Genomic DNA, 12,490 nt, shown 5'->3' on the forward strand with positions numbered 1-12,490 from the left:
GGCTTGCCCCCATAGCTGACGGGCCGCTACGCAAAGCCTTGGACTGTAGCGACAACGCCATTGTTCTCACCAACCGCCATCGCGAGGTGGTGTACGTCAACAAGGGCTTCACCCGGCTTTTTGGTTTCACCATGGAGCAGGCCTGTGGGCGCTACCTGAGCACCATGCTGCCCGGCCCGCATACCCAGCAAGACCTGCCAGAAGCCATACGCTACGGCTTACGGGTTCACGGGCACTACCACGGGGACGCACTCATCTACAGCAGGGACGGGCAGCCGCGCTGGGTGTCCATGGTGGTCAATGTGGCTGACGAGGCATCTGGCGGGCCCGGCGGCTCCATCACGGTCTTGACCGATATCACGCTGACCAAGATGCACGAAGTGCTGCAAAAGCGCGTGCTGGAAAGCATGGTGAGTGAAACCACCCTGCCCGAGTTGATGAGCCAGGTATGCAAGGAAGTGGAGAGCATTGCCCCCGAAGTGACAGCCTCCATCTTGGCGGTGGACCCCTCAGGCAAGATACGCCCGCTGGCTGCGCCAGGTTTGCCACCCTACATCTGCGCTGCCTTGGATGGGTTAGCCATTGGCCCCAACGCAGGCTCGTGCGGGACTGCGGCTTATTGGGGCAAGCCCGTCGTCACTACGGACATAGCCACCGATCCGCGCTGGGACGACTACCGCGACCTCTTCGCACCCACAGGTTTGCGCGCCTGCTGGTCCAGCCCCATACGCGACCACCAGGGCCTGGTCATTGGCACCTTTGCGTTTTATTTCAAAGAGCCCCGAGAACCCAACGCATTGCACAAAAGCTTGGTGCAGGTATGCCTGCACCTGTGCGCCGTTGCTATCGAACGCGATGCAGCGCGCCAGCGCATCCACCAACTGGCGTTTTTTGATGTGCTCACAGGTCTGCCCAACCGCGCCATGTTCCGCAGCAATGCAGAGCGGTCGCTGGCGCAGATGGAGCGCGAACACCAGACCGGCGCCCTGCTCTTTGTGGACCTGAACCGGTTCAAGCAGGTCAATGACACACAAGGCCATGCCGCCGGGGACGCGCTGCTGCGCACAGTGGCACAGCGGCTTAGCGATTGCGTGCGGGCGCAGGATGGGATTGGCAGACTGTCGGGTGACGAATTCGTACTGCTGCTGTCCCACTGCACCACCGAGCAGGCAGTGCAGACTGCCCAAAGGGCGCTGAGCGCAATTGCCCAACCGGTAGAGATCCAGGGGCAGATCAACCTGCCCAGCGCCAGTGTGGGCATCGCCATCTACCCCGAAGATGGAAGCGACATCGATACGCTGCTGCGCCATGCAGACCAGGCCATGTACCAGGCCAAGGGTGACCAGCAGCACAGCCTGCAACTGTTCAGCGTGGAAATGAATCGCCGCACCCAGGAGCGGGCCGCCATGGAGCGCGCGCTGCGGCATGCGCTGGAACAACGCCAACTCACACTGCATTACCAGCCGCAGCTCACGGCAGCACCCCGGCTGGCACTGCATGGGGTGGAAGCCCTGGCTCGCTGGCACCATGCGGACTGGGGTGCCGTGCCCCCGGCACAGTTCATCCCGCTGGCGGAAGAAACAGGTTTGATACACCCCCTCACCCAATGGCTGGTGGATGAATCCTGCACCCAGCTCAAGGCATGGCGGGCGCAAGGCCTGGCAGTGCCGCATGTGGCGCTGAACCTGTCAGGCCGCAGCTTTCAGCAAAAGGGGTTCGCGCAAGGTGTCAGCAACCTGCTCCAGCTACACGGCTTGACACCGCGGGATGTGCTGCTGGAGATCACGGAAAGCGTGGTCATGGATGGAAGCCCTGTCACGCAGGACAACATTGAAACCCTTCGTCAGCAGGGCTTTCAGCTGTCGCTCGATGACTTTGGCACCGGCTACTCCAGCCTGAGCTACCTGCACCGCCTCCCTATCGCCGAACTGAAGCTGGACCGCAGTTTTGTGCAAGACCTGGAAACCAGCGATACCGCCCGCGCACTGACCATTTCAGTGCTCAGCATCGCCAAGAGCCTGAACATGACGGTTGTGGCAGAAGGGGTGGAAACACCCCAGCAATGCCAGTGGCTCAAGGACCACGGCTGCGAGGTGATGCAGGGCTATCTGCTGGGGCGGCCCATGGCTGCAGACATGCTCAAGGGATGGCTGCCCGGGGGAACAAGCAACCCAAGTTGCTGCGCTTAGGGCAACCCTCAGCAAGCCCCTCAGGCCTTGGCGTCGTCCTCTGCAGGCCAGTCGCGAATGTAGGCCTTGAGCATCTGGTTCTCGAAATTCTGGCTGTCCACCACGGCCTTGGCCACGTCGTAGAAGCTGATGACGCCCATGAGCATGCGCTTGTCCATCACGGGCATGTAGCGGGCGTGGCGGTCCAGCATCATGCGGCGCACCTCGTCCATCTCGGTTTCCAGCGTGCAGGTCAGGGGCGCATCGTCCATGGCCGATCTCACACGCAATGTGCCCACACTGCCCCCGTTGCGCACGATGGCCTGGATCACTTCACGGAAGGTGAGCATGCCCACCAGGTCACCCAGCTCCATCACCACCAGCGAACCAATGTCTTTCTCAGCCATCACCTGGGCGGCCTCGGCCAAGGGCTCGTCCGGCGTCACGGTGTAAAGGGTGTTGCCTTTGACGCGAAGAATATCGCTGACTTTCATGGTGCAAGGTCTCCGAGGGGGATGCGCGCTGTGCCGAGGGTGTGCGCGATGCTCTAGATGGGATAGTTGCGGGTAAATATAGCCCACAATTTGCGCCCATATCGACAACATCGGAGACAGAGACCTATGCCCGGATATTCAGACCCCGGCTTTGACACGCTCGCCCTGCACGCAGGCGCGGTGCCCGACCCCGCCACCGGCGCCCGCGCGGTGCCCATCCACCTCACCACCTCGTTCGTTTTTGAATCGAGCGACCACGCAGCCTCGCTGTTCAATCTGGAACGGCCCGGCCATGTCTACAGCCGCATCAGCAACCCCACCAATGCGGTGCTGGAGCAGCGTGTGGCAGCCCTGGAAGGCGGCGTGGGCGCGATTGCCGTGGCCAGCGGCCAGGCGGCGCTGCACCTGGCCATTGCCACGCTGATGGGGGCGGGCAGCCACATCGTGGCGAGCACAGCGCTGTATGGCGGCAGCCAGAACCTGCTGCACTACACGCTCAGCCGCTTCGGCATTGAAACCACGTTTGTGAAGCCCGGCGACATCGACGGCTGGCGCGCAGCCGTGCGCCCCAACACCAAACTCTTCTTTGGCGAGACCGTGGGCAACCCGGGCCTGGATGTGCTGGACATTCCCACCATCAGCGCCATTGCGCACGATGCCGGAGTACCGCTGCTGGTCGATTCGACCCTCACCTCGCCCTGGCTGATGAAGCCGCTGGAGCATGGAGCCGACCTGGTCTACCACTCGGCCACCAAGTTCCTCTCGGGCCACGGCACGGTGGTCGGCGGCATTGTGGTGGATGGGGGCAGCTTTGACTGGGACGGCCCGCGCACGCAAGGCCGCTTTGCCGAGCTGACGGCGCCCTACGCAGGCTTTCACAACATGGTGTTCACCGAAGAAAGCTCCGTAGGCGCCTTCTTGCTGCGCGCACGGCGAGAAGGCCTGCGCGACTTTGGGGCCTGCATGAGCCCGCACACGGCATGGCTCATCCTGCAAGGCATTGAGACCCTGCCCCTGCGCATGGAGCGCCACATGCGCAACACAGCGCGGGTGGTGGAGTTTCTGGCCAGCCACCCCTTTGTGGCCCGTGTGGGTCACCCCTTGCTGGAGAGCCACCCCAGCCACCAGCTTGCACAAAAGCTGCTGCCGCGCGGTGCGGGCTCCGTGTTCAGCTTCGACCTCAAGGGCAACCGCGAACAGGGCAAGAAGTTCATAGAAACCCTCAAGGTTTTCAGCCACCTGGCCAACGTAGGCGACTGCCGCAGCCTGGTCATTCATCCCGCCAGCACCACCCATTTCCGCATGAGCGACGAGGCGCTGGTACAGGCAGGCATTGCCCAGGGCACCATTCGCCTGTCCATCGGGCTGGAAGACCCGGACGACCTCATCGACGACCTGCAGCGCGCCCTCAAAGCTGCAGAGAAAGCGGGGGCCTGAGCCATGTACACCACCGTCAACGGACACAGCACCTACTGCTACACCGGCGGCAAGCCCTTCGATGCCGCCAAACCCACCGTGGTGATGATCCACGGCGTGCTCAACGACCACAGCGTGTGGGCCTTGCAAAGCCGCTACCTGGCCCACCATGGCTACAACGTGCTGGCCGTGGATCTGCCCGGCCACTGCAAAAGCGCGGGCGATGCGCCCGCCACAGTGGAGCAGGCTGCCGACTTCATCGTGGCGCTGCTCGACGCCCTGGGCATAGCCCGCGCGGCGCTGGTGGGCCACAGCTGGGGTTCGCTCATTGCGCTGCAGGCTGCCGCCCAGCTGGGTGAGCGCGCCACGCACCTGGCGCTGGTCGGCACGGCCTACCCCATGAAGGTGTCGCCCGCACTGCTGGAGTCAGCCCTGAACGAGCCGGAAAAGGCACTGCGCATGGTCAACGTGTTCTCGCGCTGCTCGCTGGCATCGCCCTCGGGGGCCGGGTTCTGGGTGTTTGGCGCAGGCATGGCCTTGGGGCGCAAGGTGCTGCGCAGCAATGCCGCGGTCAATGTGTTCCACCGGGGCTTCAACGCCTGCAACACCTACGCCAACGGCGAACAGGCGATTGCACAAGTCACCTGCCCGGTACTGTTCGCCCTGGGCGTGCAGGACCAGATGACGCCCCCCAAGGCGGCGCAGACCCTGGTGAAGGCCGCCCAGGCCGCAGGCAAGGCCGTGCAGGTTCGCCATCTGCCCAGCGGCCACCACCAGATGACCGAAGCCCCCGAGGAGACGCTGGCAGCGCTGCGCGATTTTCTGGCGCAGTAAAGTTAAAGTGCGCTCTCACGAGGAATGCAGCGGGGCCACCGCCTGCCCAGCGAAGGCAGGCATCCCGGGCCCGGTTCCTCGAGGGAGAACACATGAACTTGCGCACCGCCTGGCTGGATCTCATCCAGCGCCATGGGCTGGACCGCACCACCGCGCTCCAGCTCGAATCTCTGGCCCCGTGGCACGAGCCACCGCCCCATCTGCAGCGCCACCTGTGGCGCACCGTAGCCGTGCTGGCCGCAGCTCTGGGGGGTCTCGGCATCGTGATGTGGATTGCATCCAACTGGGACACCCTGGGCCGCCCCGCCCGCTTTGCACTACTGCAAGGCTTTGTGGCCGTGATGTATGGGGGGGCCTTGTGGCGCGCCGCCGTGCGCGTGCCCCTGGGCATCCTCGCGCTGCTGGGCACCGGGGCACTGTTTGCCTACTTTGGGCAGACCTACCAGACCGGGGCCGACCCCTGGCAACTGTTTGCCCTGTGGGCCGTGCTCACCCTGCCCCTGGCGCTGGCTGCGCGCAGTGATGCCCTGTGGGCACCCTGGGTCCTGGTGGCCATCACGGGCGTTGCGCTGTGGTCGCAGGCACACACAGGGCACCGCTGGCGCGTGCTGCCGCAGGACCTGAGCGTGCATCTGATGGCCTTGTCTGCAGCACTGGGCATCACTGCAGCCATGCTGCCCGTGCCAGCGCTGCAACGCATCACGGGTGCAGGGCTGTGGTCCTTGCGCGTGGCTGGCAGCCTGGCCATCACCCTGGTCACCTCATCGGCCTTGCCTGCGCTGTTCCACTCGCCCGTGGCTGCGCACTACGCGCTGGGCCTGCTGCTGTTGGCTGGCACGGTCGCCGTTACCGCCCAGCGGCGCTCTTTCGACCTGTTTCTGCTCAGCGCTGCGGCGCTGGGCCTGAATGTGCTGCTCGTGGCCGGGCTGGTGCGGCTGATGCTGGAGGGATCGCGTGGGGACTTCATCGGCTCCCTGCTCTTCATCGGTCTGGTCGCCGCGGGCCTGCTGGCCGCCACCGTGCAGGGCGTGATGCGCCTGGCACGCAATGCCCAGGCCCTGCCGCACGCTGACAAGCCACACCACCCCACAGAAGGTGCCGCATGAACGAAACGCTCCTTCCAACCCCGCCCGCCGCTACCGATGGGCCACGCAGCCCAACCGATGCCCTCGGCCATATGGTGCATGAAGCCAAGGCACAGGGGCTGCTGCCGCCCCATGCCCAGCCACCGGCAGACACGGGCCGCCCCTGGCCCGTGGTGGTGCTCACCGCGCTGGGGGCCTGGCTTGCTGCGCTGCCCATCCTTTCCATCTTCGGGCTGTTTGGTGCGCGGTGGATCATGGAAGGCTCTGGCGCCTACCTGGTGGGCGCAGCCTTGGTGGCAGGTGCCGTGGCGCTGCTGCGCAGCAAAGACCTGGCCCTGTTTGTAGAGCAGCTGAGCATACCTGCCCTGTGTGTGGGTGGCAGCCTGCTGGGCATAGGCCTGGGTCGGGATCTGCCGAATGAGGCTGCGGCCGGGGCACTGGCCGTCATCACCCTGGGCGTGGCGGCAGCCACTCCGCTGCCCTGGCTGCGCATGGTGCTTGGGGCTACGGCAGGCACCCTGTTTGCGTGGATGCTGACCACCGCCACAGGCAGCCTGCGCCATGCATCCATGCTGCCCCTGTGGGCGGTGGCGCATACGGGTCTGGCGGTCTGGGTCGGCCTGCTGGTGTCCCAACACCACGCTGTAGGGCACAGCCCCATTGCCAGCCGCCTGGCCGCTGCGCTGGAACCGCTGGCCGGTGGCTGGCTGGTGCAGGCGCTGGTATGGCTCGCCATGCTGTCTGGCATGACCTTTTTGGCGGGCGGGGTGCTGGGGGGCGGAATCAACGCCGCATGGCACAGCACGCAACCCCATGGGCCGGGGGCGGGTGCAGAGCGTCTGTGGCAAGTGCCCCAGGTAGGCTCTGCCCTGCTGGTGTTGGCAGCCGCCTGGGTGGTGCACCGGGCCTGGCCTGCCGCGCGCCAGGCGCAGGCGGCGCTGCTGGTGGTGGTGCTTGCGGGGCTGGGCTTTTTCATTCCCATGCTGGGCGGTGCCCTGCTGGCCCTGGCGATCGCGGGCACCACACAGCGCTGGCGTCTGGCAGGGTTGGCAGCCCTTGCAGCGGCGTGGATTGCGGGCAGCTTTTACTACCAGCTTGCCTGGCCGCTGGCGACCAAAGCCATGGTCCTGACTGGCAGCGGCGCTCTGCTGGGGTTGCTGGCATGGTTCACCCTGCGCGCTCCGGGTTCCCGGGCACTGCAGATGGCTCAACCGCCTGGCGCTACAGGAACCATGGGGGTGCAAGGCCGCCGTGCCGCTGCGGTGGCACTGCTGCTGGGCCTGGGGGCCACCCTGCTGGTGGCCAATGTAGGCATTGCGCAAAAGGAGCGCACCATCGCCCAGGGCCGCAAGGTGTATGTGGCGCTGGCCCCGGTAGACCCCCGTTCGCTGATGCAGGGGGACTTCATGCGGCTGAACTTCAACCTGCCCCCGGAGGCGTCAAGCCATCAGGAACTGGCCTGGGGCGAGCGCCCCCACGCCATCGGCACGCTGGACGAGCGAGGGGTGGTGCAGTGGCGGCGGGTTGCCACAGCCCAAGAGCCGCTGCAACCCGGCGAGCTGCGCTTTGAACTGACACCGCGCGATGGTCGCTGGACCCTGGTGACGGATGCCTGGTACTTCCGCGAAGGCGATGCCGCCCGGTGGGGGGCCGCGAAATTTGGCGAGTTCCGGGTCGAACCCAGTGGCAAGGCACTGCTGGTGGGCCTGGCCGATGCCCAGCTGCAGGGCATTGCACCGTAACTCGGCTGTGATTCAAGCAAAAAGTGGCTCCAACGCTTGATGAATGAGCGCTGGCAGCTACCAAATCAATAGCAAAAATTACAGCACATCCTGCAACTTCAGGCGGGCAAATCCGGCGGTGTTCCACAAAGGGGCCAGGCGCTCGGTCTGGTCCAGCAGCAGCCGCTGCACCAGTGGCTCCAGCGCGGTGCGCTCGGGGTCTACCAGCAGCACGTAGCGCAACTCGGGCACATCGGCAGCGCTGACCACCGGGTCACTGACCTGACCGATCCAGTCCAGCGCTGCCAGCGCCTCCAGCACAGGCTCCAGCTGCAGCACATCCACCCGCAGGGATTGCGCCAGCTGGGCCGCGCGCAGGCCCTTGAAGGGCAGTTGCCGGGCGTGGTGCAGCTCCTGCAGCACTTCCACCGCCAGCTGGAACCCCCACCCCGCCACCGTGCCGCGGCGTGCCACCCCCGCCAGCAGACTGGGCAGGTAGGCCGTCACCACGGCCCCCAGCAACACAATCACCCAGGCCACATAGATCCACACCAGCAAGATGGGCAGGGTGGCAAAAGCGCCGTACACCACCGAATAGGTGGGCACCTTGGTCAGGTAGGCGGCGAGCACCTTTTTGGCCAGCTCCATGCACACCGCCACAAACAGGCCGCCCACCCAGGCGTGCTGCCATTTCACCGTGGTGTTGGGCACAAAGTGGTACAGCCCCGCCATGCCTGCAGCCAGGATGAAGAACTGGATGGAATCGACCAGCAAGGCCACGCCGTCCGGCAGGGTGCGCACCAGCCCGCTGGATGCTGACATCACATACGACGTGAGCGCCAGGCTGCCCCCCAGCAGCAACGGCCCCAGCGTGATGGCAGCCCAGTAGATCATCAGCCGCTGCCCCAGTGGGCGCAGCCGCCGCACGCGCCAGATGTTGTTGAGCGTGCGGTCAATCGTCAGGATCAGCATCAGCGCGGTGCCCAGCAAAATGCTGAAGCCCGCCGCCCCCAGACCACTGGCTTTGGACGCAAACTGCGTGAGGTAACCCAGCACCTGGCGCGAGATGCTCTCGGGCACCAGGCTTTCCACCAGCCACTTCTGCACCACGCCCTGCAGCTTGCCGAAGATGGGAAACGCCGTGAACACCGCCAGCGCCACGGCCAGAAACGGCACCAGCGCCAGCACGGTGGTGAAGGTCAGGCTGCTGGCCGTCAGGCCGAGCTGGTCCTCGCGGAAGCGCTCGCGCAGCGTCTGCGCCGTGGTGCGCCACGGAAACTTCGACAGCTCTGCCAGCAAAATTTCCAACCGCCGTGCGGCGGTCTTTAAGGGCATGTTCAATCGCATGGCCTATATGATCCAAGGCCCGTCAGGGGCCCAAGGTTGAAAGAGGGAGGGTGCCACGTCCTGGACTTGCACAGATACCCCCACCCGTGCATGCCGTGGCTGCAGCGCGCATTGTGACTGCTGCGCCATCCGCCCGCTATCAGCCTGCCACCCTTCATGACGCCCTGTTGCCCACTTTTGCCATGACAGAGAACACTGCCGCCCTGCCCTCCAACCCCATCGCACCCGAGGTCGCAGCCACCCGCTGGCTGGCGGTGGGCAGCCTGGTGGCGCTGATTGCGCTGTGCCTGGCGTGGGAGCTGGTGCTGGCCCCCGTGCGCCCCGGCGGCTCCTGGCTCGCCATCAAGGCCCTGCCACTGTGCATCCCGTTGCCAGGCATTCTCAAAAACCGCATGTACACCTACCGCTGGGTCAGCCTGGTGATCTGGCTTTATTTCACAGAAGGTGTGGTGCGCGCCTGGAGCGACAAGTCGCCCGGCAACTGGTTGGCCATGGCAGAAATTGCGCTGTGCCTGGTGCTGTTTACCGCCTGCACCCTGCATGTGCGGCTGCGCCAGCGCAATGCCAAGCTGCAGGCTGCGGCCGTTGCCGCACAGCACGCCACCACGCAGGCAGACCCACTTGGCAACACACCATTCGCTACACCTTTTACCCCAGCCTCCCCCATTAACGCGCAAGCCGATATCGCCAGCGCACCTCCCGCATCCACAGAACCTGTTGCGCGAAAGGACTGAACTTCATGGCTATCCCTACTGCATCCCCCCTCACATCTGAGTTCGCATCTTTGATCGACACCCTGCGCTCCATCGTGGGTGATGCCCATGTGCTGACCGAGGGTGACCTCACCGCCTGGGAACAAGACTGGCGCCGCCGCGTGCGCGGCAAGGCCCTGGCCGTGGTACGCCCGGCCAGCACACCTGAAGTAGCGGCCGTGGTCAAGGCCTGCGCAGCGGCGGGCACCGCCATCGTCCCGCAAGGGGGTAACACGGGGCTGGCCGTGGGCTCCACGCCCGACGCATCGGGCACGCAGATCGTGCTGAGCCTCACCCGCATGAACGCCGTGCGCAGTGTGGACACCGCCAACCTCACCATGACGGTAGAGGCCGGATGCATCCTGCAAACCCTGCAGGAAGTGGCGCGCAATGCAGGCCTGCTGTTCCCGCTGTCGCTGGCGGCCGAAGGCAGTTGCACCATTGGCGGCAACCTGGGCACCAACGCAGGCGGCACGCAGGTGGTGCGCTACGGCAACACGCGTGACCTGTGCCTGGGGCTGGAAGTCGTCACCCCGCAGGGCGAGGTGTGGAGCGGCCTCAAAGGCCTGCGCAAGGACAACACCGGCTACGACCTGCGCGACCTGTTCATCGGCAGCGAAGGCACGCTGGGCATCATCACCGCAGCCTGCATGAAGCTCTACCCCCAGCCCGCAGCCAAGCTCACCGCCTGGGCCGCCGTGCCCTCCATGGAGCATGCCGTGCAACTGCTGGGCATGGCGCACAAGCAGCTGGGCGCAGGCCTGACGGGCTTTGAGGTGATGGGCCAGTTTGCGCTGAGCCTGGTGGGCAAGCACATGCCCCAGTTGCGCGTGCCCTTCCTGGGTGATGAAACCGCGCCTTGGTGTGTGCTGCTTGAAAACTCCGACAGCGAATCCGAAGAACACGCCCGCGCCCGGTTCGAATCGCTGCTGGAAGCCGCCTTTGAAGCAGGCTGCGTGACCGACGCCGTGGTGGCCGAGAACCTGACCCAGGCGCACCAGCTCTGGCACATCCGCGAGAGCATTCCGCTGGCCCAGGCCGAAGAGGGCCTGAACATCAAGAACGACATCTCCATCCCCATCTCGCGCATCCCCGCCTTTGTGGCGCACACCGACGCGCTGCTGCAAGCCCAGATTCCCGGCGTGCGCCTGGTCAACTTTGGCCATCTGGGCGATGGCAACCTGCACTACAACGTGCAGGCCCCGGCCGAGGGCGATCCAAAGGCCTTCCTGCGCGACTACGAAGCCCAGGTGAACCACTTGGTCTACGAGGCTGTAGCGGAGTTTGGCGGCTCGTTCTCTGCCGAGCACGGCGTGGGCGAACTCAAGGCAGACAAGCTGGAGAAGTACCAGTCCCCGGTGGCGCTGGGCATGATGCGCGCCATCAAGCAAGCGCTGGACCCACAGGGCATCATGAACCCGGGGCGGGTGTTGAAGGCCTGAACAGCAGCTACAGTGCAGCGCTGGTAACCCCTCTTTGGCCCAAGGCTTCCCCATGACCGCATCTGTCACCGTACGTCCCGCAGCCCCGCAAGACTACGCGGCATGGCGGCCGCTTTGGGATGGCTACAACGCCTTCTACGGCCGTTTTGGGGCCACCGCGCTGCCCGAGCACATCACGCAGGCTACCTGGCAACGCTTTCACGACACGGCAGAGCCCATGCTCTGCCTAGTGGCGCAAGACGAAGCCCGTGGCGAGCTGCTGGGCTTGGCGCACTGCATATTCCATCGCAGCACTACGCGCATGCAGCCGGTGTGCTATCTCAGCGACCTCTTCACCCGCGAAGCGGCGCGGGGCCGCGGCGTGGGCCGGGCCTTGATCGAAGGGGTGTACACCGCCGCCCGCGCTGCCAACACACAACGGGTGTACTGGCAAACCCACACGGACAATGCCGCAGGGCGCCAGCTGTACGACAAGCTGGCCAAGCACCACGGGTTTGTGGTGTATTCGCAAGAGCTGTCAACGTTCTGACCCGGCTGCCCAACAATTCTTGCTACTAAAAATGTAGCTTCTTGCGCTTTCATAAAGCCGGCTTCAGGCACTTTTCATCTAAAACGCCCCGCAACACCTGCGGCGTGCTTTTGCCGCCAAGGACCCCAGCCCTTGCGTCACAGTCGCTTGCGCAGCGGCTGGGCGCACAAACCAGCCCATGCTTGCACCGCACCGGCAGGTACATAGCCCTTGCGCAGATAAAACGCCTGCGCCGTGCGGGTGCTCTCCAGCGCCAGTTCGGACACCCCGGCTTGCCGTGCGCCCTCTTCTGCCGCCTGGAGCAAAGCGCCACCTACCCCTTGGTGCAACACTGCTGGCACCACATAGCACAGCGCCAGCGTGGCATGGCTGACGAGCGCGAAACCGACCATCTCGTCACCACGGTATGCGCCCCACGCCATCGCACGCGGCGCGGCCATACAGGCCGTGAACTGCTGCTCCGTCTTGTTCGCAAGCCAAGCGTTCAGCACCTTTGGATCACCTGCGTGGTCCAGCACACAGCAGTGCGTGATGGACTGGCGCACCACCTCGCAGGCTTGAGCGGCGGCGTTAGGGGTCAGCTGGCGGATTTCCATCAAAAGAGGAGCGGTGTGGGGCATACCTGCATTTCAACACGCTGAATGCGTCCCCCGATGAGGAGCCCCGGCCTCTGCCCTGCCCCAATCGCATGTCCGTTTCTGG

10 protein-coding genes and 1 pseudogene are annotated in these 12,490 nt (G+C 65.2%); 8 read left to right on the plus strand and 3 right to left on the minus strand.

Annotation, left to right across the window (positions count from 1 at the left end; genetic code table 11):
- The first annotated feature begins 38 nt into the window (after nucleotides 1–38).
- The gene (locus AACH87_RS15505) at nucleotides 39–2,189 is read left to right on the plus strand and encodes an EAL domain-containing protein (RefSeq protein ID WP_338795380.1); all 2,151 of its coding nucleotides are present in this window, start codon (nucleotides 39–41) and stop codon (nucleotides 2,187–2,189) included.
- 20 nt (nucleotides 2,190–2,209) lie between these two features.
- Here the strand turns inward: AACH87_RS15505 and AACH87_RS15510 are convergent, their stop codons facing one another.
- On the minus strand, nucleotides 2,210–2,662 hold the full coding sequence (locus AACH87_RS15510; protein ID WP_338795381.1) for a CBS domain-containing protein: 453 nt from the start codon (nucleotides 2,660–2,662) through the stop codon (nucleotides 2,210–2,212).
- Nucleotides 2,663–2,788: 126 nt separating this feature from the next.
- Here AACH87_RS15510 and AACH87_RS15515 point away from each other — a divergent pair, with 126 nt between their 5' ends.
- The 4 genes from AACH87_RS15515 to AACH87_RS15530 all read left to right on the plus strand — a co-directional run bounded on the left by AACH87_RS15515 (nucleotide 2,789) and on the right by AACH87_RS15530 (nucleotide 7,739).
- Nucleotides 2,789–4,099: an O-acetylhomoserine aminocarboxypropyltransferase gene (locus tag AACH87_RS15515; protein WP_338795382.1), complete on the plus strand. Its 1,311-nt coding sequence runs from the start codon at nucleotides 2,789–2,791 to the stop codon at nucleotides 4,097–4,099.
- A gap of 3 nt (nucleotides 4,100–4,102) precedes the next feature.
- The gene (locus tag AACH87_RS15520) at nucleotides 4,103–4,912 is read left to right on the plus strand and encodes an alpha/beta hydrolase (RefSeq protein ID WP_338795384.1); all 810 of its coding nucleotides are present in this window, start codon (nucleotides 4,103–4,105) and stop codon (nucleotides 4,910–4,912) included.
- Between the two features lie 92 nt (nucleotides 4,913–5,004).
- Complete coding sequence (locus tag AACH87_RS15525; protein ID WP_338795385.1) at nucleotides 5,005–6,018, plus strand: DUF2157 domain-containing protein; 1,014 nt, start codon at nucleotides 5,005–5,007, stop codon at nucleotides 6,016–6,018.
- Complete coding sequence (locus AACH87_RS15530; protein WP_338795387.1) at nucleotides 6,015–7,739, plus strand: GDYXXLXY domain-containing protein; 1,725 nt, start codon at nucleotides 6,015–6,017, stop codon at nucleotides 7,737–7,739. The genes AACH87_RS15525 and AACH87_RS15530 overlap by 4 nt, the downstream gene beginning before the upstream one ends.
- Before the next feature lie 78 nt (nucleotides 7,740–7,817).
- Here the strand turns inward: AACH87_RS15530 and AACH87_RS15535 are convergent, their stop codons facing one another.
- Nucleotides 7,818–9,053 carry a YihY family inner membrane protein gene (locus AACH87_RS15535; protein ID WP_338795388.1) on the minus strand — a complete coding sequence of 412 codons (1,236 nt, stop codon included), beginning with the start codon at nucleotides 9,051–9,053 and terminating at the stop codon, nucleotides 7,818–7,820.
- Nucleotides 9,054–9,247: 194 nt separating this feature from the next.
- On the opposite strand from AACH87_RS15535, the pseudogene AACH87_RS15540 reads away from it, so the two are divergent.
- The 3 genes and pseudogenes from AACH87_RS15540 to AACH87_RS15550 all read left to right on the plus strand — a co-directional run.
- Nucleotides 9,248–9,634, plus strand: a pseudogene (locus AACH87_RS15540) (DUF2069 domain-containing protein); the annotation flags it as partial.
- Between the two features lie 170 nt (nucleotides 9,635–9,804).
- Nucleotides 9,805–11,259, plus strand: coding sequence for an FAD-binding oxidoreductase (locus AACH87_RS15545; RefSeq protein WP_338795389.1), 1,455 nt, complete (start codon nucleotides 9,805–9,807; stop codon nucleotides 11,257–11,259).
- 52 nt (nucleotides 11,260–11,311) lie between these two features.
- Nucleotides 11,312–11,788, plus strand: coding sequence for a GNAT family N-acetyltransferase (locus AACH87_RS15550; RefSeq protein ID WP_338795390.1), 477 nt, complete (start codon nucleotides 11,312–11,314; stop codon nucleotides 11,786–11,788).
- A 137-nt stretch (nucleotides 11,789–11,925) separates the two neighbouring features.
- Here the strand turns inward: AACH87_RS15550 and AACH87_RS15555 are convergent, their stop codons facing one another.
- Nucleotides 11,926–12,408 (minus strand): GNAT family N-acetyltransferase, encoded by a 483-nt coding sequence (locus AACH87_RS15555; RefSeq protein ID WP_338795391.1) that lies wholly within the window; start codon nucleotides 12,406–12,408, stop codon nucleotides 11,926–11,928.
- Nucleotides 12,409–12,490 lie beyond the last annotated feature (82 nt).

It is taken from the genome of Acidovorax sp. DW039 (assembly GCF_037101375.1).
In the GTDB taxonomy this organism is placed as follows: Bacteria; Pseudomonadota; Gammaproteobacteria; order Burkholderiales; family Burkholderiaceae_C; genus Acidovorax.

Bases quoted from the DNA above. Each gene is read 5' to 3' on its own strand.
- AACH87_RS15510 (WP_338795381.1), bottom strand. From the start codon at position 2,662: ATGAAAGTCAGCGATATTCTTCGCGTCAAAGGCAACACCCTTTACACC.
- AACH87_RS15515 (WP_338795382.1), top strand. From the start codon at position 2,789: ATGCCCGGATATTCAGACCCCGGCTTTGACACGCTCGCCCTGCACGCA.
- AACH87_RS15520 (WP_338795384.1), top strand. From the start codon at position 4,103: ATGTACACCACCGTCAACGGACACAGCACCTACTGCTACACCGGCGGC.
- AACH87_RS15525 (WP_338795385.1), top strand. From the start codon at position 5,005: ATGAACTTGCGCACCGCCTGGCTGGATCTCATCCAGCGCCATGGGCTG.
- AACH87_RS15530 (WP_338795387.1), top strand. From the start codon at position 6,015: ATGAACGAAACGCTCCTTCCAACCCCGCCCGCCGCTACCGATGGGCCA.
- AACH87_RS15535 (WP_338795388.1), bottom strand. From the start codon at position 9,053: ATGCCCTTAAAGACCGCCGCACGGCGGTTGGAAATTTTGCTGGCAGAG.
- AACH87_RS15545 (WP_338795389.1), top strand. From the start codon at position 9,805: ATGGCTATCCCTACTGCATCCCCCCTCACATCTGAGTTCGCATCTTTG.
- AACH87_RS15550 (WP_338795390.1), top strand. From the start codon at position 11,312: ATGACCGCATCTGTCACCGTACGTCCCGCAGCCCCGCAAGACTACGCG.
- AACH87_RS15555 (WP_338795391.1), bottom strand. From the start codon at position 12,408: ATGCCCCACACCGCTCCTCTTTTGATGGAAATCCGCCAGCTGACCCCT.